This window comes from Pseudomonas sessilinigenes (assembly GCF_003850565.1).
In the GTDB taxonomy this organism is placed as follows: Bacteria; Pseudomonadota; Gammaproteobacteria; order Pseudomonadales; family Pseudomonadaceae; genus Aquipseudomonas; species Aquipseudomonas sessilinigenes.
The window spans coordinates 2,031,114-2,053,449 of the sequence record NZ_CP027706.1 but is presented as its reverse complement, the minus strand read 5'-3'; the positions used below and the strand labels follow the sequence as shown (position 1 = coordinate 2,053,449).

Below are 22,336 nucleotides of genomic sequence, written 5' to 3'. Positions count from 1 at the left end.
ACTGTATACAATTAACTTAATAAATTAAAACAATCTGTCGCCCGCGACTCTTCATCTTCGCCAAACGAAAATCCCCCGCCCCATGAGCCATGGAGCGGGGGATTCTTAACAGGGCAAGAGCATTACAGCTTGGCGCTGGAGCGACCTGGCTTCTTGGTTTGCAGCAGGTGCGAAAACACCGCGTGCAAGTCGTCCGAGGCACTTTCCTCGTCGAGATTGAGCTTGCTGTCGATGTGATCCATGTGATGCATCATCAGGTTCACCGCCAACTCGGCATCCCGGGCCTCGATGGCATCGATCAGCTGGGTGTGCTCATCGTAGGAGCAATGGGAGCGGTTGCCACTTTCATACTGGGCGATGATCAGCGAAGTCTGGGACACCAGGCTGCGTTGGAAGCTGATCAGCGGGGCATTTTTCGCCGCCTCCGCCAGCTTCAGGTGGAACTCGCCGGAAAGGCGGATGCCGGCACCACGATCGCCACGGGAAAAGCTGTCGCGCTCCTCGTTGACCATCTGCCGCAACTCCAGCAACTGCTCAGTGGTGGCGTGCTGCACGGCCAGCTCGGTGATGGCCCGCTCCACCAGGCGCCGGGCGAGGAACACCTGGCGCGCTTCCTCGACGCTCGGGCTGGCCACTACCGCCCCACGGTTGGGACGCAGCAGCACCACGCCTTCATGGGCCAGACGCGACAAGGCGCGACGGATGATGGTACGGCTGACTCCGAAGATCTCCCCCAACGCCTCTTCGCTCAACTTGGTGCCGGGCGCCAGGCGCTGCTCGAGGATGGCCTCGAAGATGTGCGCGTAGACGATATCGTCCTGGGTACCGCTGCGACCGGCCTTGCCTGCTCGCGGTTGTTTCTTCAGGGGTTGCAACTGTTCGTTCATGGGCACTCGGGTCGGGAGGACTGCGGCGATGTCAGCGTGACTTTAATACGCCACGGTGGGTCGCTGGCAAGTATCGCGTTAAAACAAGCGCACATTGTACACAACCCTTGAGGATCATTAGTAGCGACTGTTTTCGCCTGCCACGACTGTACGGCTGTTTGCAGCCGCGGCTGTATGGCAATGTCCCGCCACTTTTGAGTTTAGGCTTGCCCCCCGGACCTCAGTACCCGCCCATTGCACGCCCAGCGTGGATCAACAGGCCACAACCGTCCGTTGCGTCTTTCAAGAACAAGGAAACAGCAGCAATGCCCGATGCCACTCCCGCGCAATTGCGCCCTCTGGCCGACACTTCGCCTTCTGCCATCGTGGCTGGCTTCATCGCCATGATGACCGGCTACACCAGCTCCCTGGTCCTGATGTTCCAGGCCGGCCAGGCCGCTGGCCTGAGCAGCGGCCAGATTTCCTCGTGGATCTGGGCCCTGTCCATCGGCATGGCGGTGTGCAGCATCGGCCTGTCCCTGCGCTATCGCACCCCCATCACCATCGCCTGGTCGACTCCCGGCGCCGCACTGCTGATCACCAGCCTGGGAGGCGTGACCTACGGCGAAGCCATCGGCGCCTATATCACCTGTGCGGTGCTGGTCATCATTTGCGGGCTCACCGGCAGCTTCGAGCGCCTGGTGAAAAAGATCCCGGCTTCCCTCGCAGCCGCCCTGTTGGCGGGAATCCTGTTCAAGATCGGCAGCGAGATCTTCGTCGCCGCCCAACATCGCACGGGACTGGTGCTGGGCATGTTCTTCACTTACCTGGTGGTCAAGCGCCTGTCGCCGCGCTATGCGGTGCTGGCAGCGCTGCTGATCGGTACCGCCCTCTCCGGCTTGATGGGGCTGCTGGACTTCAGTCATTTCCAGCTGGAAGTGGCCACCCCGGTCTGGACCACGCCGCACTTCTCCCTCGCCGCCACCATCAGCATCGGTATCCCGCTGTTCGTGGTCGCCATGACCTCGCAGAACATGCCTGGCGTCGCCGTGCTGCGCGCCGACGGCTACAACGTACCGGCCTCGCCACTGATCACCGCCACCGGCCTGGCCTCGTTGCTGCTGGCCCCCTTCGGTTCCCATGGCATCAACCTGGCAGCGATCAGCGCAGCGATCTGCACCGGCCCCCATGCCCATGAAGACCATGGCAAGCGCTACACCGCAGCGGTCTGGTGCGGGATCTTCTATGGCGTCGCGGGGACCTTCGGCGCGACCCTGGCCGCCTTGTTCGCGGCCTTGCCCAAGGAGCTGGTGCTGTCGATCGCCGCCCTGGCGCTGTTCGGCTCCATCATCAACGGCCTGAGCATCGCCATGAGCCAGAGCAAGGAGCGTGAAGCGGCGCTGATCACCTTCATGGTCACGGCATCCGGCTTGACCCTGTTCTCCGTGGGCTCGGCATTCTGGGGCATCGTTGCCGGCGTCCTGACCCTGATAATCCTGAACTGGCGCAATGCGTGAAGCCGGTGCCCGGCCTGCCGGGCAAAAGGCGCCCACGACAAGGCCCGGGACTGGCCCGAGGCAGAAACGGCAAGCATTAGGGAAAAATCGACAGGTTGCCCTGGGGCAACAACGCATGGACGGCCCGGACGGGCCGCCCATGCATGACATCACGCGGTCGGGTTGATCGCGTTGTCCGGGTACCAGACGTCCAGCAGCGGGCTGACTTCAACGTTGGTCAGCTCGGTGCGAGCCTTGAGCCAGGCCTCTACGGTGGCACGCTGCTCTTCGCTGACCGAACCACGCTTGCTCAGGCAAACCAGGCCGAAGTCGTCGCCGCCGACATAACCCAGGCCGTTGGCTTCCATCGCCTCTTTGAGAAATGCGTCGAGGAAAGCGTCGATGGCTTCATCGGACAGATCTTCTTTGAAATCCAGGTTCAGCTCAAAACCCAACTCCTGGAACTCATCTACGCAGAGTTTTTTGCGCAGGCGGCGGGAACGGTTAGTGGCCATGGAACAATCCTCATAAGTAATAACGGGCGGCACTTTACCAGCTTAGCCGGGCGATTGCCTGACTCTATGGGAACGCCGGTCGGCCATTGGTAAAAAAAATCCCCCCCTGTCAGGCCGAGGTACGGCACAAGCCACTACACCTTGGGGCATAATGCCGACTCTTTCACGACCACTGAGGGATTTTTGTCTACACCCCTCGCCTTTTCTCCCCTCGACTGCAGGGTTCCATTTCCCATGATCAAATCGTTGCGCCCCCTACTGCTGGCCAGTGCCCTCCTCCCTCTGGCGTTCCAGGCCTACGCCGCCCCCGTCAACACCACCCTGACCCCGAAGGTGCAACAAGCCCTCAAGGCCGCCAAGCTCCCGGACAACGCCTTGTCCCTGGTGATGCTGCCCCTGAACGGACCAGGCACCCCGACCATTTTCAACGCCGATGTCTCGGTCAACCCGGCCTCCACCATGAAGCTGGTGACCACCTACGCCGCCCTGGAAATGCTCGGCCCGACCCACCAGTGGAAAACCGAGTTCTATACCGACGGCACCCTCAGTGGCGGCATCCTCAATGGCAACCTGTACCTCAAGGGCGGCGGCGACCCCAAGCTGAACATGGAGAAGCTCTGGTTGCTGATGCGCGACCTGCGCGCCAACGGCGTGCAGCAAGTCACGGGCGACCTGGTGCTGGACCGCAACTATTTCGTGCAACCGCAGTTGCCGGAATTCAATGACGATGGCAACGACGAGAACAAACCGTTCCTGGTCAAGCCCGACTCGCTGATGGTCAACCTCAAGGCCCTGCGCTTTGTCGCCCGCAACGATTCCGGGCGGGTATTGGTATCGGTGGAGCCGCCAATCGCCAAGATCCGCATCGACAACCAGGTCAAGGCCCTGGGCGGCAAGCAATGCACGGGGGACGTGCGCTACAACCCGGTGACCCAGGCCGACGGCAGCGTAATCGTCACGGTCGGCGGCCAACTGGGCGACGGCTGCAGTTCGCAGACCTACCTGTCGCTGCTGGACCACGCCACCTACACCGCCGGTGCGGTACGGGCGATCTGGAGCGAACTGGGCGGCAGCATCCAGGGCCAGGATCGCCTGGCCGTGGTGCCCAAGGATGCCAAGGTCCTGGCCCGGGCATTCTCCCCGGACCTGGCGGAAGTCATCCGCGACATCAACAAATACAGCAACAACACCATGGCCCAGCAATTGTTCCTGAGCCTGGGTGCCAAGTACCGCAACGAAGCCGATGGCGACGATGCCAAGGCCGCACAGCGGGTTATCCGCCAATGGCTGGCCAAGAAAGGCATTACCTCGCCGCACCTGGTGATGGAGAACGGCTCAGGCCTGTCCCGCGCCGAACGAGTCAGTGCCCGGGAGATGGCCGGCCTGCTGCAAGCGGCCTGGAAAAGCCCCTACGCCGCCGAGTTCATCAGCTCGATGCCGATCGCCGGCATGGACGGTACCATGCGCAAGCGCCTCAAGCGCACGGCGATGTCCGGTGAAGCCCATATCAAGACCGGCACCCTGAACACCGTCCGCGCCATCGCCGGCTACAGCCGCGACGACAATGGCAACACCTGGGCGGTGGTGGCGATCCTCAACGACCCACAACCGTTCGGCGCCTCCTCGGTGCTGGACCAGGTCCTGCTGGACCTGTACCGCCAGCCCAAGCTGGCCGCCAGCGCCTCGGCGCTGTAATCCCGCTGTCGACGGCGGCGCCAGGCGCGCCGTCGTCGCTGTTCAAGGCAGTTCTGGCTGGACCCGGTCGCGCCCAGCCTGCTTGGCGGCATAGACGCCGGAGTCAGCCCGCAGCAGCAAACCATCCGCCCCCTCGCCTTCATGCCAGCTGGCAATGCCGAAACTGGCTGTGACCGTCCCTACCGGATCGATCGGCAAGCCCCTCAGCCCCTGCCACAGCTCCTCGGCCAGGACCAGTGCCTGGCGGCCACTGGTGTCCGGGCACAGGAGCATGAACTCCTCGCCGCCAAGGCGGCAGAACACATCCGTGCGTCGCAGGCGCCGGCCGATGCGCTCGCAGACACTGCGCAACACCTGGTCGCCCACGGCATGGCCATACTGGTCGTTGATGCGCTTGAAGTGATCGATATCCAGCATGATCACCGCCATCTCGCCACCGCTGCGCTCCAGCCGCTGCATCTCGTGCTGCAACTGCTCCTGGAAATACCGCCGGTTGTAAATACCGGTCAGGGAGTCGGTGACCGACAGCGCCCGCAATTCTTCCTCGACCCGCTTGAGATCGGAGATATCCGAGATGTAGCCGTGCCATAGCACGCCGCCACCTGGCAAGCTCTCCGGGCTCGCCGCGCCGCGCATCCAGCGCAGGCCACGCTCCGGCAGGCAGACCCGGTACTCCTCGCGCCAAGGGCTCAAGTTCTGCGCCGAGACCCGGATCGACTGCGTGATTCGCTCCACGTCCTCCGGATGAATACGTTCGAACACCGACGCCGCATCCTCCTGCAGTTGTTGTGGATCGATCTCGTAGATCTCACGAATACCGTCGCTGGCGTAGGTGAAGCTGGTGTGCCCATCGGCGTCCATCTTGAACTGGTAGATGCCGCCAGGAACATGGGCGCTGAGTCTCTTGAGCAGGCGATCCCGGGCCGCCAGGGCCTCGTGCACGCGCTTGCGCTCGGTGATATCGATGCAAATCGCCAGGTGGCCGATCCACAACCCCTGATCATCGAGCACCGGGGTGGCCAGCATGTTCACCGACAAGTGACTGCCATCGCGGCGCACCAGGGTCCACTCCCTGGCCTCGTGCCCGGCCATCATGCCTTCCTCTACCAGCATCGCCTGGGACACCGGGATGGGCTTGCCATAGCGCTGGCTCAGGCTTTGCGCCCAGCTCTCCAGCTCCTGGGGCAGGTGCAGGCTTTCCAGGGTCAGGTGGCCCACTACTTCGGCGCTGCTGTAGCCGAGCATGTGCTCGGCGCCCGCGTTGAACGTGGTGATCACTCCACGCAGGTCGGTCGCGATGATCGCCACTTGGGTGGCGGCATTGAGCACGCTGCGCAGCTGGCTATGGGTGCCACGCAACTCCTGCTCGCGGCTGCGCAGTTGTGCCGTGCGGTGTTCGACCAGGGTCAGGGCCCGTTGCCGCTGGCTCACCAGCACATAGAGCAAGGCGCTGAGCAGCACGCTGAGCAGGCCACCTAGAATCACCAGGCTGCCCAGGGAAAAATGATTGGCATGCAGGAACGCCGCGCCGGGACGGATATCCACCTGGTAGTCACGGTCGGCCAGGCGCAGCAGCCGGCTAGCGGTCAGGTAGCTGTCGATCGGCGGGTTATTCGACTCATAGAGCACCTCGTGCCGGCCCTCAATGGACAGGTCGAGGATACGCACCGAGAGGTTGTCACTGGCCGGCACCGGCAGGCCGTCGGCCACCAGTTGCCGCAGGCTGATCACCGCCAGCACAAAACCATCGGGGCGCGACGACGTGCCTGCATTGTTCGCCGCGCGCCTGACTGGCGCTGCCAGCACCACACCCCTGGCATAGGCCGGATCGACCGCCACCAGGTGCACCGGCGGCGAGACGGCCATGCCGTCCCGTTCCCGCGCACGCTCCAGCGTCGCCCGACGCAGGGGCTGGGCCAGCAGGTCGTAGCCCAGCGGCGAGCCCATTGGACTCTGGGTCTGGCTGTAGAGCACCGGTGCATAGTCATCCTGGTCGCCAGCGGGTTCCATCTCGCCGGCAGCATTCAATTGCAGAATGCTGAACCCCGCCACGCCCTGCTCCCGTACCGCCTGCTCGAACGCCGGGCGCTGGGCCCGACTGACCAGCGGCGCCCAGGCGTAGGCCTGGGTACGACGCAACAGTGGCTTGGCGTAACCATCGAAATCCTGGCGCGTGACCTGATCGGAATTGACGAAGAACCGCCGCAAGCCGTCCAGGCGCTGCTCCTGGTCCTGAAAGCGTTCTTCGATACGGCTATAGCGCTCGCTGGCCAGCAACTGGAAGCGCTGGCGCAGCTGTTGCTTGTTCAGGTTGTAGGTGGACCAGGCCAGCAGCCCGGTCAGGATGCAACCGGCCAGCAGCACCAAAAGGGCCACCAGCCAGGCGGATACTTCTTCACTGATGAAACCCAGGATCTTCGGGCGTACCACATGCAACGGCATAAGTAGAACTCATCACGCCAGCGAGTTTGGGTGTCATTCGAACGTGTTGTGAGTTATAGCCATTAGCCATTAATTTGACCAGTATCAAGCCACTCCAAGGCCTGAAAATTCAGGCCCTGGGGGACTTATCCTGTCATCAGCGAGTGGTGATCTTCCAGGCACGGTGGATCTTGCCGTTACGGGCAAAATCCGGGTCGATGGTGCTCGCCGTGATCTCCTCCACCTGGTAGCGCGCAGCCAGGTTTTCATCCAGCTGGAACTTGCGGAAGTTGTTGGAGAAATACAGCACGCCGCCAGGTGCCAGGCGAGCCATGGCCAAGTCGAGCAACTGCACCTGGTCGCGCTGTACGTCGAACACCCCTTCCATGCGCTTGGAGTTGGAGAAGGTCGGCGGGTCGATGAAGATCAGATCGAACTCATCGCGGCAGGTGTCCAGCCAGGCCATCACATCGCCCTGCTCCAGGCGGTTCTTGTCGGAAAAACCATTGAGCGACAGGTTGCGCCGCGCCCAGTCCAGGTAGGTCTTCGACAGGTCGACGCTGGTGGTGCTGCGCGCTCCGCCCTTGGCGGCGTGCACGCTGGCCGTGGCGGTGTAGCAGAACAGGTTGAGGAAGCGCTTGCCGGCCGCCTCCTTCTGGATGCGCATGCGCATCGGCCGGTGGTCGAGGAACAGCCCGGTATCCAGGTAGTCGGTAAGGTTCACCAGCAGCTTGACCCCGCCTTCGCGGACCTCGGTGAACTGCCCCTGGGCACCCTGGCGCTCGTACTGGCGAGTGCCGCTCTGGCGCTCGCGGCGCTTGATCAGCACACGGCTCTTGTCGACGTTGAGTGCCTGGGGAATCGCTGCCAGGGCATCGAACAGGCGAGCCTGGGCCTTCTCCGGGTCCACCGACTTGGGCGCGGCGTACTCCTGCACGTGCACCCAGTCCTGATACAGGTCGATGGCCAGGGAATACTCGGGCATGTCGGCGTCGTAGACCCGATAGCATTCGATACCCTCACGCTTGGCCCACTTGCCCAACTGCTTGAGGTTCTTCTGCAGGCGGTTGGCGAACATCTGCCCGCCTTCGCTCAGGCGGGCCTGCTCGACTACCGGAGCCGGAGCCGGTTTGATCGGGTTGCCGTTCTTGTTGTACTGGCGCACTGGCGGCTCATCCGCCACGGCCTGGGCCTGTTCGCGCTCCAACTGGCGCTGCTCGGGGCTGCGACGCTCGCCCGTGACGAACTGGTCGGGCAGCACCTTGATCAGCAACAGCTTGCAAGGCAAGGCGCCGTTCCAGAACGAGTACTGCTTGTGGCTGCGGATGCCCATGCGCTTGCCCAGGTCCGGGGCGCCGGTGAACACCGCAGCCTCCCAGTTCAGGCAAGCCTGGCGCAGGCGCTCGCCCAGGTTCTGGTAGAGGTACAACAGGCTGGCCTCGTCACCCAGGCGCTCGCCATAGGGGGGGTTGCAGATCACCAGGCCTTTCTGGTTCTGGTCCGGACGCGGCTCGAAAGTCGCCACTTCGCCCTGGTAGATCTTGATCCAGTCGCTCAGGCCGGCACGCTCGACGTTGTTGCGGCCCGGCTGGATCAGGCGTGGGTCGGCCTCATAGCCACGGATCCACAGCGGCGGCCGTGACAGTCCGGCCTGTGCCCGGGCCAGGGCTTCGTCATGCAGCTTGCGCCACAGCGCGGGCACATGCCCCTGCCAGGCGCTGAATCCCCATTGCTCGCGCTTGAGGTTGGGAGCGATGTCGGCGGCGATCATCGCGGCCTCCACCAGGAAGGTACCGACGCCACACATCGGGTCGGCCAGGGCCCCGCCCTCGGCGGCAATGCGCGGCCAACCGGAACGGATCAGGATCGCGGCGGCCAGGTTTTCCTTGAGCGGTGCGGCGCCTTGCTGCAGGCGGTAGCCACGCTGGTGCAGGCTGTGGCCGGACAGGTCCAGGGAGAGAATGGCTTCGCCACGATCCAGGCGCAGGTGGATACGCAAGTCCGGATTGAGCTTATCCACCGAAGGACGCTCACCGGTGGGCGTGCGCAATTTGTCGACGATGGCATCCTTGACCTTCAGGGCGCCGAAATGGGTGTTGTCGATACCCGAGCCGTGGCCGCTGAACTCCACGGCAAGGGTACCGTCGGCCAGCATGTGGTCCTGCCAGTCGACATCCAGCACGCCCTGGTAGAGGTCATCGGCGTTTTTCATCGGGAAGCGCTTGAGGACCAGCAAGACCCGGTTGGCCAGGCGCGACCACAAGCACAGGCGATAAGCTGTCTCCATGTCGCCCATGCCGCGCACGGCGGAGGTGTGTTCGCGCGCTTGTTCAAGGCCAAGCCCGGTGGCTTCCTCGATCAGCAGGCCTTCAAGGCCTTTGGGACAGGTGAGGAAGAGTTCGTAACGATCCGACATGGAAATACCAGGGCCTTAGGCAAATAAGTGAACGGACAACGCATCGCCCGCTCGGTTTTTAATCAAGCGCTTTTCTTCAAGAGCGCTCGCATGGCACGAGACTGTGCCGCCCCACCCCGGCTAGCATGATTTTTTGCAGGACAAAAAAACTTAGAGGCCGGGGCAGATAAAAAGTCAGGGCAATAAAATGACATAAGTCTACCCTTCGTCGAATAGTAGTTGAGTGCAACCGTTCGACATTCTTACTAAAGCATTAACCTCATCATCTAGTCCGAGGCTAGCCACAGCGGGCTTTGCTTGACAAACACGATACAAAAACCGTCCAGGCTTATGGCCTGGATAGCATTATCGTTACGTCCTTATGACAAAACGATCATTCACTTGCTGTGACCTATTGGTTAGAACTCAACACAGGTTGGCGCCGCAACGGCGTCAACATCAAGGCTCGTGACGCCGGCAGCGAGCACCAACGGCAGAACCGATCTGCCCGACCTCTATGAAGGTCGACGGGACATATACAGTCAACAAGTGAGGGAAACACCCTATGAGAAGACTAAAGCGTGATCCGTTGGAAAGAGCGTTTTTACGCGGATATCAGTATGGCGTTAATGGCAAGTCCCGTGAGCTTTGCCCATTTACTCTACCGTCGGTACGCCAAGCCTGGATCAATGGCTGGCGAGAAGGACGCGGCGACAACTGGGACGGTATGACAGGCACTGCGGGTATACACAGACTCAACGAACTTCGCGCTGTCGGCTGATCAGGGTACATTCCGACACCTGAAAAACTTGAATGCACAACGATTTAACCACGCACGCCCCATCCGGGCGGCGGGCTTCGGCCCAGGGGCTCCTTCGAGGAGCCCTTTTTATTGCCGCCTCACCCGCAACAACCCTCAGCCCATGGCCGCAATGGCATCCACCGACTCGCGGATCAGCGCCGGGCCCTTGTAGATGAAGCCCGAGTACAACTGCACAAGGCTTGCCCCTGCGGCGATCTTCTCCGCGGCGTGCTTGCCTTCGGTAATACCGCCCACGGCAATGATCGGCAGGCGACCGGCGAGCTCCGTAGCCAGGACCTTGACGGTGTGGGTGCTCTTCTCCCGCACTGGCGCACCGGACAAGCCGCCGGTTTCGGCGCCATGTTCCAGGCCCTCGACACCTTCGCGCCCCAGGGTGGTGTTGGTGGCGATCACCGCGTCCATGCCCGTCTCCAGCAGGGCCCGGGCCACTTCCACGGTTTCTTCGTCGCTCATGTCCGGGGCGATCTTGATCGCCAACGGCACGCGCTTGCCATGGATTGCCGCCAGCTCCTGCTGGCGACGGCTCAGGGCTGCCAGCAGTTGCTTGAGCGACTCGCCGAACTGCAGGCTGCGCAGGCCAGGGGTATTGGGCGAACTGACGTTGACGGTGACGTAGCTGGCATGGGCATAGACCTTGTCCAGGCAGATCAGGTAGTCGTCCACCGCCCGCTCGACCGGGGTGTCGAAGTTCTTGCCGATGTTGATGCCCAGCACGCCCTTGTACTTGGCAGCCGCCACCCGCGCCAGCAGATTGTCCACCCCGAGGTTGTTGAACCCCATGCGGTTGATGATGGCTTGCGCCTCGGGCAGGCGGAAGATCCGTGGCTTCGGATTGCCGGGCTGTGGACGGGGCGTGACCGTGCCGATCTCGACGAAGCCGAAGCCCAATTGGGAGAAGCCGTCGATGGCCGCGCCATTCTTGTCCAGGCCGGCCGCCAGCCCCACGGGATTGGCGAACTCCAGCCCCATGACCTTGACCGGCAACTGCGCCGGGGCCTTGCACAATAGGCCGTTGAGGCCCAAACGCCCGCCCGCGCCGATCAGGTCCAGGGACAGATCGTGGGAGGTTTCCGGGGAGAGTTTGAACAGCAGCTGGCGGGCCAGGGTATACATGGGCGGGATGAACTCGGTTGGCGGCGAAATAGGTCGCCGATTATAGCCGCGCCCGGGGCTTGCACGCGAGGCACCCACGCAAATCCGCCTGTCGATGGCATATGCCTTGCACTCTCTTGCTCCAACCCGCCCGGGGCAACGCTTGCCCGGGCCCAAGGACAGTGCCAGCGCCCTCTCCCACCCCGTCCGGGCGAATGGCCAAGAGGCTTTTCACACAGGGTGCCCCCATGATCGAACGCCCACACTCGCCATTGGCCTGGGTCAACGGCAGCGATGCCCCGGAAAAGCCCGAGCTGGACCTGGGCTTCATGCCCCTGACCGACTGCGCCTCCCTGGTGGTTGCCGCCACCCAGGGCTTCGCCCAGCCCTACGGCCTGACCCTAAACCTCAAGCGCCAGGGCTCCTGGGCCGGCCTGCGGGACAAACTGGTCAGCGGCGAACTGGACGCCGCCCACAGCCTGTACGGACTGATCTATTCAGTGCACCTGGGCATAGGCGGCACCGGCCCTTGCGACATGGCAGTGCTCATGGGCCTGAATCACAACGGCCAGAGCATCAACCTGTCCCGGAACCTGCAAGCGCTCAAGGTGACCAGCCCTGAGGCACTGGAGCAGCATGTGCACCAAAGCCGGGCGCGCCTGACCTTCGCCCAGACCTTTCCCACCGGCACCCACGCCCTATGGTTGTATTACTGGCTCGCCAGCCAGGGCATCCATCCCTTGCTGGACGTGGACAGCGTGGTGGTGCCGCCGCCGCAAATGGTCGCCCACCTGCAGGCCGGGCGAATAGACGGTTTCTGCGTTGGCGAGCCCTGGAGTGCCAGCGCCGCGCAACAGGACCTGGGGTTCACCCTGGCCACCAGCCAGGCCATCTGGCCTGACCACCCAGAGAAGGTCCTGGGCTGTACCCGAGCCTTTGTCGAGCAGTACCCCAACACGGCCCGAGCCCTGGTGATGGCCGTTCTGGAGGCCAGCCGCTTCATCGAGCAAAGCCAGGAGAACCGTCGCAGCACCGCGCGCCTGCTCAGTGCCAGCGACTACCTCGATACCTCGCTGGCCTGCATCGAGCCGCGGCTACTGGGCGACTATGCCGATGGACTGGGCAATCGCTGGCAAGACGCCCATGCCCTGAGCTTTTACAACCAGGGCGCGGTGAACCCGCCCTACCTGTCCGACGGCATGTGGTTCATGACCCAGTTCCGCCGCTGGGGCCTGCTACGCGAAGACCCGGATTACCTGGCCGTGGCCCGCCGGGTGCAGCAACTGGAGCTGTATCGCCAGGCCGCCGCACAGCTTGGCCTGGCCAACAGGCCAGACATGCGCAGCAGCCAGCTGATCGATGGCAAGGTCTGGGATGGCACACAGCCGGCCGCCTACGCCCGCAGCTTCCGCCTGCATGCCCTGAGCGAAACCCCGGCCCTCGTGGCCCGACGCTGAGCGGAGCCTGTGACGATGCTACGTATCCTGTTGATCGACGACACCGCGAAAAAAGTCGGGCGACTCAAGACCGCGCTCAGTGAAGCCGGGTTCGAAGTCATCGATGAGTCAGGCCTGACCATCGACCTGCCCGGACGCGTCGAAACGGTGCGCCCGGACGTGATCCTGATCGATACCGAGTCGCCCGGGCGCGACGTCATGGAGCAAGTGGTGCTGGTCAGCCGCGACCGCCCCCGGCCCATCGTGATGTTCACCGACGAACATGACCCGGGGGTGATGCGCCAGGCGATCAAGTCCGGGGTCAGCGCCTACATCGTCGAAGGCATCCAGGTCCAGCGCCTGCAGCCGATCCTCGATGTGGCCATGGCCCGTTTCGAGAGCGACCAGGCCCTGCGCGCCCAGTTGCAGGCCCGGGACCAGCAACTGGCGGAGCGCAAGCGCATCGAGCTGGCCAAAGGGCTACTGATGAAGATGAAGGCCTGCGACGAGGAACAGGCCTATACCCTGATGCGCCGCCAGGCCATGAGCCGACAGCAGAAGCTGATCCAGGTGGCGGAGCAGATCATCGCCATGCAGGAACTGCTGGGCTGACCGGGGCCTGGCTGGCCCGGCTCTTGCTATCGGATCTGCATCGGTAACCAACGGCGGTTGCCCCACCCACGACAAAGACGTCGCGCATCCTGCTCGCCCACCGCGAGCCGGGTGCCGGCGTCTTTTCGTTCTGGCCCCACTGCACGGGGCTGGTGGTGCGGCCGGCGTGGCGCACCCCCTGAAGGCCCATGACCACTCCCACGATTGCTGTCAGCTGAGGTGCGCGATGAATTCAAGCTTCTGGAAATCCGGCCACGCCCCGACCCTGTTCGCGGCCTTTCTCTATTTCGACCTGAGTTTCATGGTCTGGTACCTGCTGGGGCCCCTGGCGGTGCAGATCGCCAGCGACCTGCAACTGACCACCCAACAGCGCGGCCTGATGGTGGCCACGCCGATCCTCGCCGGCGCGGTGCTGCGCTTCGCCATGGGCCTGCTGGCCGATCGCCTGTCACCCAAGACCGCCGGCCTGATCGGCCAGGTGATCGTCATCGGCGCGTTGTTCGGCGCCTGGACGCTGGGGGTCCACAGCTACCAACAGGCCCTGCTGCTGGGAGTGTTCCTGGGTATGGCCGGCGCGTCGTTCGCAGTGGCCCTGCCCCTGGCCTCGCAGTGGTATCCGCCGCAACACCAGGGCAAGGCCATGGGTATCGCCGGCGCGGGCAACTCCGGCACGGTGTTCGCCGCGCTGCTGGCCCCGGCGCTGGCCGCGGCCTACGGCTGGAGCAATGTGTTCGGCTTCGCCCTGATCCCGCTGCTGCTGACCCTGGTGCTGTTCGCCTGGCTGGCGCAAAACGCCCCCGAACGGCCCCGGGCCAAGTCCATGGCGGACTACCTCAAAGCCCTGGGCGACCGCGACAGCTGGTGGTTCATGTTCTTCTACAGCGTCACCTTCGGCGGCTTCATCGGCCTGGCCAGCGCCCTGCCCGGCTACTTCAACGACCAGTACGGACTGAGCCCGGTGACGGCCGGCTACTACACCGCGGCCTGCGTCTTCGGCGGCAGCCTGATGCGCCCCCTGGGCGGGGCCCTGGCGGACCGCTTCGGCGGCATCCGCACCTTGCTGGCGATGTACAGCGTGGCGGCGGTCTGCATCGCCGCGGTGGGTTTCAACCTGCCCAGCTCCTACGCCGCCCTGGCGCTGTTCGTCTGCACCATGCTTGGCCTCGGAGCGGGCAATGGCGCGGTGTTCCAGCTGGTGCCGCAACGCTTCCGACGGGAAATCGGCGTGATGACCGGGCTGATCGGCATGGCCGGCGGCATCGGCGGTTTCGCCCTGGCGGCCGGCATGGGGGCGATCAAGCAAGGCACCGGCAGCTACCAGTTGGCGCTGTGGTTGTTCGCCAGCCTAGGCTTGCTGGCCTGGTTCGGCCTGCATGGGGTCAAACGTCGCTGGCGCACCACCTGGGGCTCGGCTGCCGTGACCGCGGCCCGGGTCTGACACTGCATGGCCCTGCAACTGAGCCACGCCCAGGCCAGCGCCACCGGCCCCCGGGCCGAGAACCAGGATGCCCTGCGCCGAGTGACCCCGGAGCCGGTCCTGGCCGCGAGCAAGGGCCTGCTGTTCGCCATTGCCGACGGTGTCAGCCAGTGCGCCGATGGTGGCCTGGCAGCCCGTTCCAGCTTGCAGGCGCTGGCCCTGGACTACTATGCGACACCAGAAACCTGGGGCGTGGCCGAATCCCTGGAGCGCCTGCTGAACGCGCAGAATCGCTGGCTGCAGGCCAATGGTGGCGGCCAACCGCTGCTCACCACCCTCAGTGCCCTGGTGTTGCGCGGGCGGCGCTTCACCCTGGCCCACGTCGGCGACTGCCGGGTCTACCGCTGGCACCAGCAACGCTTGCAGCGCATCAGCGAGGATCATGTCTGGGAGCAGCCAGGCATGCAGCATGTGCTCAAGCGCGCCCTGGGGCTGGACCAGCACCTGGTACTGGACTTCCTCGACGGGGAACTGCGCCAAGGCGAGAGCTTCCTGCTGCTCAGCGACGGGGTCTGGGCCACCCTGGGCGACACCGCCATCGCGGCGATCCTGCGCGACCAGCCAGACCTGGAGAGCGCTACCCGAACCCTGGTCAGCGCCGCCCACCTGGCCGGCAGCCAGGACAACGCCAGTGCCCTGCTGGTACGGGTCGATGCCCTGGGTGAACAGAGCATCGGCGATGCCCTGCTGCACCTGCGGCAATGGCCCCTGCCGCCGCCATTGAAGCCCGGCCAGATGTTCGAGGGCTGGCAGGTCGAGGCGCTGCTGGGCCAGAGCCGGCAGTCGCTGCTGTATCGGGTGCGCGACGAGCAAGATCAGGCCTGGCTGCTAAAGACCCTGCCCGGCGCCCTGCACGATGACCTGCCGGCCTGCCAGGCACTGCTGGCCGAGGAATGGTTGCTGCGCCGGGTCGCCGGCCGGCACTTTCCCCAAGTGCATGGCGGCAGCTCGCGCCAGCACCTGTACTACCTGATGCGCGAATACCCGGGACGGACCCTGGCGCAGTTGTTCCAACAGCACGGCCCCCTGCCCCTGGACCAGTGGCAGGCCCTGGCCGAACGCCTGCTGCGGGCGGTGGGCCTGCTGCATCGGCGGCAGATCGTGCACCGCGACCTCAAGCCAGAGAACCTGCTGCTGGGCGAGGATGGCGAACTGCGCATCCTGGATTTCGGCCTGGCCTACTGCCCCGGATTGACGGTGGACCCGCAACACCTGCTGCCCGGCACCCCGAGTTTCATCGCCCCGGAAGCCTTCGCTGGCGAACCTCCCGGCCCCGGGCAGGACCTGTACGCCGTCGGCGTGTGCCTGTACTTCCTGCTGACCGGGCACTATCCCCACGGCGAGGTCGAAGCCTTCCAGCGTCCGCGCTTCGGCCTGCCGACCAGCCCCGGACGCTACCGCCCGGACCTGCCGCAATGGCTGGAGGAGAGCCTGGAGCGCGGAGTCTGCGCCCAACCGCAGCAGCGCTACGAAACCGCCGAGCAGTGGTTGCTGGTGCTGGAACAGGGCGAACGCCGCAGCCTGCACAGCCGGCCCCGACCGCTGCTGGAGCGCGAGCCGCTGAAGGTCTGGCGCGGACTCGCCCTGGCCGCCCTGCTGCTCAACCTGGTGCTGCTGTGGCGGGTGCTGCGCGGCTAGGCCTTGGCTGCGCATGACCGGGCGATGAAGGCCCTGCGGGCCTTGTCGCAGCCTCACAGGCTCGGCAGCGGCCACGTGGGAGTGGAAATGGCCGGTATCGAAACGGGGCAGGACGCGTCAATTCGGTGCAGAAACTGTCTCCACCATGCGTGGAACATTGCCTGGGCGCCGTGCAAGTACGCGGCCTTGGTAACTTGGCACAGGCGCTGCATTGCTCCTGGCAACAGACATAAAGCCCGGCCTTCAACGACGAAGGCAGGCTTCCCGAGAGAACGGGATCGGACAAAGGCGTCCTCGTCAGGCCACTGACGGGACGCCTTTTTTGTTTGCGCGCATTTTGTCGAGCCAGGCCCAAGCCCTGCCTGCGCTCCCGGAGGAGCCCATGAAAAAACTCAAGCTGGTGATGATCGGCAATGGCATGGCCGGGGTCCGCACCCTGGAGGAACTGCTCAAGCTGAGCGAGGAGCTGTACGACATCACCGTCTTCGGTGCCGAGCCCCACGCCAACTACAACCGTATCTTGCTGTCGCCGGTGCTGGCCGGCGAGCAGCAGTTCGAGGACATCATCCTCAACGACCTTGGCTGGTACCAGGAGCACGGCATCAAGCTGCTGCTCAACCGCAAGGTGGTGCAGATCGACCGTATCCGGCGCCGGGTGATCGCCGACGACGGCACCGAGGCCGAATACGACCGCCTGCTGATCGCCACCGGCTCCACGCCCTTCATCCTGCCGATTCCCGGCAACGACCTGCAGGGCGTGATCGGCTACCGGGACATCGCCGACACCCAGGTGATGATCGACACCGCCAGGACCCACCGCCACGCCGTGGTGATCGGTGGCGGCCTGCTGGGCCTGGAGGCCGCCAACGGCCTGAAGCTGCGCGGCATGGAAGTCACCGTGGTGCACCTGGGGGAATGGCTGCTGGAGCGCCAGCTGGACCAGACCAGCGCCCAACTGCTGCAAGGCGCCCTGGAAGGCCGCGGATTGAAGTTCCGCCTGAGCGAGCAAACCCAGGCGCTGCTCGATGCCGGCAACGGCCGGGTCGGCTCGGTACGGTTCAAGAACGGCGACATCCTGCCCGCCGACCTCGTAGTCATGGCGGCCGGCATCCGGCCCAATACCGAACTGGCGGAACAGGCCGGCCTGCCCTGCAATCGCGGGATCCTGGTCAACGACACCCTGCAGACCTACGACCCACGCATCTATGCCATCGGCGAATGCGCCAGCCATCGCGGCATCGCCTATGGCCTGGTGGCGCCGCTGTTCGAGCAGGCCAAGGTCTGCGCCAATCACCTGGCCCAGCTGGGTTTCGCCCGCTACCAGGGCTCGGTCACATCGACCAAGCTCAAGGTCACCGGGATCGATTTGTTCTCCGCCGGCGACTTCATGGGCGGCGAAGGCACCGAGACCATCACCCTCGCCGACCCCATCGGCGGGGTCTACAAGAAGCTGGTGATCAAGGACGACGTGCTGGTGGGCGCCTGCCTGTATGGCGACACCGCCGACGGCGGCTGGTACTTCCGGCAGATCCGCGAGAACCACAACGTCGGCGAGATCCGCGACCACCTGATGTTCGGCGAGAACAGCGTGGGCGATGTCGGCCACCAGGGCCAGAACAGTGCGGCGAACATGCCCGACAGCGCCGAAGTCTGCGGCTGCAATGGCGTATGCAAGGGCACCATCGTCAAGGCCATCCAGGAGAACGGCCTGTTCAGCGTCGACGAGGTGAAAAAGCACACCAAGGCCGCCAGCTCCTGCGGCTCCTGCGCCGGGCTGGTGGAGCAGATCCTGATCAGCACCGTGGGCGGCGCGGCGGACGTCAAGCCCAAGAGCGAGAAGGCCATCTGCGGCTGCAGCGACCTCACCCATGGCCAGGTGCGCCAGGCGATCCGCGAGCACCACCTGATCACCCTGGGCAGCGCCATGCGCTTCATGGACTGGCGCACCCCGGACGGCTGCGCCACCTGCCGCCCGGCCCTGAACTACTACCTGATCTCCACTTGGCCGGGCGAAGCCAAGGACGACCCGCAGTCGCGCCTGATCAACGAGCGGGCCCACGCCAACATCCAGAAGGACGGCACCTACTCGGTGGTGCCGAGGATGTGGGGCGGCGTGACCAACCCGTCCGAGCTGCGGCGCATCGCCGACGTGGCGGACAAGTACCAGGTGCCCATGGTCAAGGTCACCGGCGGCCAGCGCATCGATCTGCTGGGCATCCGCAAGGAGGACTTGCCGGGAGTGTGGAAGGACCTGGACATGCCGTCCGGCCATGCCTACGGCAAGTCCATCCGTACCGTGAAGACCTGCGTCGGCAGCGAATTCTGCCGCTTCGGCACCCAGGACTCGACCCGGCTGGGCATCGACCTGGAGCACGACCTGTTCAATATGTGGGCGCCGCACAAGGTCAAGCTGGCCGTCTCCGGCTGCCCGCGCAACTGCTCGGAAGCCGGGATCAAGGACGTGGGCATCATCGGCGTCGACTCCGGCTGGGAGATGTATATCGGCGGCAACGGCGGGATCAAGACCGAGGTGGCGCAGTTCTTCGTCAAGCTCAAGACCGCCGATGAGGTGCGCGAATACAACGGCGCCTTCCTCCAGCTCTACCGCGAGGAAGCCTTCTACCTGGAGCGCACCGTGCACTACCTGGAGCGGGTCGGCCTGGAGCACGTGAAACGCGCCGTGCTGGAAGATCCGCAGCGGCGCCAGGCGCTGAACGAACGCCTGCAGTTTTCCCTGTCCTTCGAGCAGGACCCCTGGCAGCAACGCCTGGCCGAGCCGCAGCTGAAAAAAGAGTACGAGACCATCCCCCTCAAGCAACTGGAGGTGCCGGCATGAACTGGCTGGATATCTGCGCCCTGGAAGACATCAACATCCTGGGCTCGCGCATCATCAAGGGGCCCCGGGGCGATATCGCGATTTTCCGCACCAGCGACGACCAGGTGTTCGCCCTCGACGATCGCTGCCCGCACAAGGGCGGGCCACTGTCCCAGGGCCTGATCCACGGCAAGCGGGTGGCCTGTCCGCTGCACAACTGGCAGATCGACCTGCAATCGGGCCTGGCCCAGGCGCCGGATGTCGGTTGCGCCCACCAGCACGCGGCCCGGGTCGCCAGCGGCCGGGTGCAACTGGCCCTGCGGGATGCCGGGTGATGGAACGCCAGAGCACCGCCTCGACCTGTTGCTATTGCGGGGTCGGCTGCGGCGTGCTGATCGAGCACGATGGCCGGCAGATCCTCGGGGTCAGCGGCGACCCGGCGCACCCGGCGAACTTCGGCCGGCTGTGCAGCAAGGGCGCCAGCCTGCACCTGACCGGCGACCCGACAGCCCGCGCGCTGTACCCGCAGTTGCGCCTGGGCAAGACCCTGGCCCGCAGCCGCTGCGACTGGGACAGCGCCCTGGACCACGCCGCCGAAGTCTTTGCCCGGACCATCGCCGAGCACGGCCCGGACAGCGTGGCGTTCTACCTTTCCGGGCAATTGCTGACCGAGGACTACTACGCCTTCAACAAGCTGGCCCGGGCCCTGGTCGGCACCCACAACATCGACAGCAACTCGCGGCTGTGCATGTCTTCGGCGGTGGTGGGCTACAAGCGCAGCCTGGGTGCCGATGCGCCACCGTGCAACTACGAGGACCTGGAGCAGAGCGATTGCGTGATGATCGTCGGCAGCAACATGGCCTATGCCCACCCGGTGCTGTTTCGCCGCCTGGAACAAGCCAAGAGCCAGCGCCCGGCGATGAAGGTCATCGTCATCGACCCCAGGCGCACCGACACCTGCGACCTGGCCGACCTGCACCTGGCGATCCTGCCCGGCACCGATGTCGCGCTGTTCCACGGCATCCTGCATCTGCTGTTGTGGGAGGACTGGATCGACCGGGACTTCATCCAGGCCCATACCGAAGGCCTGGCTGAACTCAAGGCCCTGGTGCGCGACTACACCCCGGCCCTGGTGGCGCAGCTGTGCGGCATCGGTATCGAGCAACTGCAACAGTGCGCCCAATGGATCGGCACCGCGCCGAGCTTCCTGTCGCTGTGGTGCATGGGCCTGAACCAGTCCAGCGCCGGCAGCGCCAAGAACAGCGCGCTGATCAACCTGCACCTGGCCACCGGGCAGATTGGTCGGCCCGGCGCCGGGCCCTTCTCCCTCACCGGCCAGCCCAATGCCATGGGTGGCCGGGAAACCGGCAGCCTGAGCAACCTGCTGCCAGGCCACCGGGAAGCCGCCAATCCCGGAGACCGCGCCGAGGTTGCCAGCTACTGGGGCGTGGAGCGCCTGCCGGAGACACCCGGGCTGAGCGCCATCGAACTGTTCGAACAATTGCACAGCGGGCGAATCAAGGCGCTGTGGATCGCCTGCACCAACCCGGCCCAATCGCTGCCCGACCAGAATCGCGTGCGCGCGGCTTTGCTCAAGTGTCCCTTCGTGGTCCTGCAAGAGGCCTTCGCCACCACGGAAACCGCAGCCTTCGCCGATCTCTTGCTGCCAGCGGCCAGCTGGGGCGAAAAGGAAGGCTCGGTGACCAACTCCGAGCGCCGGGTTTCCCATGTGCGCCAAGCGGTGCCGCCGCCTGGAGAAGCTCGTGCGGATTGGGCGATCACCCTGGATTTCGCCCAGCGCCTGGAGCGCCGCCTGCGCCCCGGACTGCCCAGCCTGTTCGCCTTCGAGAATGCCCACCAGCTGTTCGATGAATACAAGGGCCTGACCCGGGGGCGCGACCTGGATCTGTCCGGCCTTAGCTTCGAACTGCTCGACCGGCTTGGCCCGCAGCAGTGGCCATTTCCAGAAGGCGCCGACCACGGCACGCCACGTCTGTATGGCGACGGCGTATTCCCCACGCCCACGGGGCGCGCACGCTTTGTCGGCGACCCCTACGTGGCGGCCCGGGAACAACGCGAGGCGCGCTTTCCCCTGACCCTGATCACCGGCCGGCTGCGGGACCAATGGCACGGCATGAGCCGTACCGGCACCGCAGCGCAGGCGTTCGGCCATGTCGGCGAGGCGCTGCTGAGCCTGCATCCGGATGACCTGCGCCGCCAGCACCTGCAAGACGGCGACCTGGTGAGCCTCAAGAGCCGACGCGGCAGCGTGATAGTGCCCGTGACCGGCGATGACAGCGTGCGCCCGGGCCAGGCTTTCTTGCCGATGCATTGGGGCGATCGCTTCCTCAAGGGTGGGGTCAATGCCGTCACCCAACCGGCCTTCGACCCGCTGTCCAAGCAACCGGAGCTCAAGCACAGCGGCGTGCGCCTGGAGCCGGTGCACTTGCCGTGGCAACTGTTCGCGCTGGTCGAAGGCGATGTCCAGGCCCGCTTCCAGGCCCTGCGCCCGCTGTGTGAGTCCCTGGCCTATGTCAGCCTCGCCCTGACCGGTCGCGAGCGCCCGGCCTTGGTGATTCGCGCCGCCCACCTGCAGGCACCGGAATCCCAGCTGCTTGCAGCCATCGACCAGCACCTGGGGCTGGATGCCGGCCCAGTGCTGGCCTATGACGACCCACGCCGGGCCATCGGCAAGCGGGTGCGCATCGAGCAAGAGCGGATCACGGCCATCCGCCTGGCCGGGGAAACCCTTGCCCGGCATTGGTTGCAGCAGCTCTGGCTCGAAGGCCGTGCCGACGAACAACTGCGCCGCTGGCTGCTGGCCCCCCTGAGTACTCCACCGCAAGCCAGCGGCCTGGGCGAGCCTGCAGACCGCACCTTGTGCAACTGCAAGAACGTCGGCTATCGCGCCGTGCAAGCCGGCATCGCCGCCGGCCTGGATCTGGGGCAACTGCGACAACAACTGGGTTGCGGCAGCCAATGTGGCTCCTGCGTGCCGGAGATCAAGCGTCTCCTGGCCACTACAGCGCAACCTTTGGCCATCCCTGTGTGAGAG

15 protein-coding genes are annotated in these 22,336 nt (G+C 65.0%); 10 read left to right on the top strand and 5 right to left on the bottom strand.

Features of this window, described 5'->3' with window-relative positions; genetic code table 11:
• Window positions 1-122 precede the first annotated feature (122 nt).
• Window positions 123-887: a GntR family transcriptional regulator gene (locus C4K39_RS09740; RefSeq protein WP_022643289.1), complete on the bottom strand. Its 765-nt coding sequence runs from the start codon at window positions 885-887 to the stop codon at window positions 123-125.
• Window positions 888-1,192: 305 nt separating this feature from the next.
• Here C4K39_RS09740 and C4K39_RS09735 point away from each other — a divergent pair, with 305 nt between their 5' ends.
• Window positions 1,193-2,383, top strand: a complete 1,191-nt coding sequence (locus tag C4K39_RS09735) for a benzoate/H(+) symporter BenE family transporter (protein WP_068577245.1) — start codon at window positions 1,193-1,195, stop codon at window positions 2,381-2,383.
• 149 nt (window positions 2,384-2,532) lie between these two features.
• Here the strand turns inward: C4K39_RS09735 and C4K39_RS09730 are convergent, their stop codons facing one another.
• Entirely contained in the window at window positions 2,533-2,877 is a 345-nt protein-coding gene (locus tag C4K39_RS09730) for a YggL family protein (protein ID WP_022643287.1), read from the bottom strand.
• Between the two features lie 234 nt (window positions 2,878-3,111).
• On the opposite strand from C4K39_RS09730, the gene dacB reads away from it, so the two are divergent.
• A complete protein-coding gene (dacB, locus tag C4K39_RS09725) occupies window positions 3,112-4,572 on the top strand; it encodes a D-alanyl-D-alanine carboxypeptidase/D-alanyl-D-alanine endopeptidase (RefSeq protein ID WP_068577247.1) in 1,461 nt (486 codons plus the stop codon).
• A 42-nt stretch (window positions 4,573-4,614) separates the two neighbouring features.
• Here the strand turns inward: dacB and C4K39_RS09720 are convergent, their stop codons facing one another.
• Together C4K39_RS09720 and rlmKL are read right to left on the bottom strand one after the other, a co-directional pair.
• Window positions 4,615-7,014: a sensor domain-containing diguanylate cyclase gene (locus C4K39_RS09720; protein ID WP_124346234.1), complete on the bottom strand. Its 2,400-nt coding sequence runs from the start codon at window positions 7,012-7,014 to the stop codon at window positions 4,615-4,617.
• 136 nt (window positions 7,015-7,150) lie between these two features.
• Window positions 7,151-9,409 carry a bifunctional 23S rRNA (guanine(2069)-N(7))-methyltransferase RlmK/23S rRNA (guanine(2445)-N(2))-methyltransferase RlmL gene (gene rlmKL, locus C4K39_RS09715; protein WP_068577251.1) on the bottom strand — a complete coding sequence of 753 codons (2,259 nt, stop codon included), beginning with the start codon at window positions 9,407-9,409 and terminating at the stop codon, window positions 7,151-7,153.
• 544 nt (window positions 9,410-9,953) lie between these two features.
• On the opposite strand from rlmKL, the gene rmf reads away from it, so the two are divergent.
• On the top strand, window positions 9,954-10,169 hold the full coding sequence (gene rmf, locus C4K39_RS09710) for a ribosome modulation factor (protein ID WP_016965693.1): 216 nt from the start codon (window positions 9,954-9,956) through the stop codon (window positions 10,167-10,169).
• 135 nt (window positions 10,170-10,304) lie between these two features.
• Here rmf and C4K39_RS09705 read toward each other — a convergent pair whose 3' ends face one another.
• The gene (locus tag C4K39_RS09705; RefSeq protein ID WP_124346233.1) at window positions 10,305-11,324 is read right to left on the bottom strand and encodes a quinone-dependent dihydroorotate dehydrogenase; all 1,020 of its coding nucleotides are present in this window, start codon (window positions 11,322-11,324) and stop codon (window positions 10,305-10,307) included.
• A gap of 227 nt (window positions 11,325-11,551) precedes the next feature.
• Here C4K39_RS09705 and C4K39_RS09700 point away from each other — a divergent pair, with 227 nt between their 5' ends.
• The 7 genes from C4K39_RS09700 to C4K39_RS09665 all read left to right on the top strand — a co-directional run bounded on the left by C4K39_RS09700 (window position 11,552) and on the right by C4K39_RS09665 (window position 22,333).
• Window positions 11,552-12,760: a CmpA/NrtA family ABC transporter substrate-binding protein gene (locus tag C4K39_RS09700; protein ID WP_124346232.1), complete on the top strand. Its 1,209-nt coding sequence runs from the start codon at window positions 11,552-11,554 to the stop codon at window positions 12,758-12,760.
• Window positions 12,761-12,775: 15 nt separating this feature from the next.
• Entirely contained in the window at window positions 12,776-13,351 is a 576-nt protein-coding gene (locus C4K39_RS09695) for an ANTAR domain-containing response regulator (protein ID WP_068577257.1), read from the top strand.
• 226 nt (window positions 13,352-13,577) lie between these two features.
• On the top strand, window positions 13,578-14,789 hold the full coding sequence (locus C4K39_RS09685; RefSeq protein ID WP_124346230.1) for a nitrate/nitrite transporter: 1,212 nt from the start codon (window positions 13,578-13,580) through the stop codon (window positions 14,787-14,789).
• A gap of 6 nt (window positions 14,790-14,795) precedes the next feature.
• The gene (locus C4K39_RS09680) at window positions 14,796-16,466 is read left to right on the top strand and encodes a bifunctional protein-serine/threonine kinase/phosphatase (protein ID WP_124346229.1); all 1,671 of its coding nucleotides are present in this window, start codon (window positions 14,796-14,798) and stop codon (window positions 16,464-16,466) included.
• 382 nt (window positions 16,467-16,848) lie between these two features.
• On the top strand, window positions 16,849-19,302 hold the full coding sequence (gene nirB / locus C4K39_RS09675; RefSeq protein WP_068577263.1) for a nitrite reductase large subunit NirB: 2,454 nt from the start codon (window positions 16,849-16,851) through the stop codon (window positions 19,300-19,302).
• Window positions 19,299-19,616: a nitrite reductase small subunit NirD gene (gene nirD / locus C4K39_RS09670; RefSeq protein ID WP_068577265.1), complete on the top strand. Its 318-nt coding sequence runs from the start codon at window positions 19,299-19,301 to the stop codon at window positions 19,614-19,616. The genes nirB and nirD overlap by 4 nt, the downstream gene beginning before the upstream one ends.
• On the top strand, window positions 19,616-22,333 hold the full coding sequence (locus C4K39_RS09665) for a nitrate reductase (RefSeq protein WP_124346228.1): 2,718 nt from the start codon (window positions 19,616-19,618) through the stop codon (window positions 22,331-22,333). The genes nirD and C4K39_RS09665 overlap by 1 nt, the downstream gene beginning before the upstream one ends.
• Window positions 22,334-22,336 lie beyond the last annotated feature (3 nt).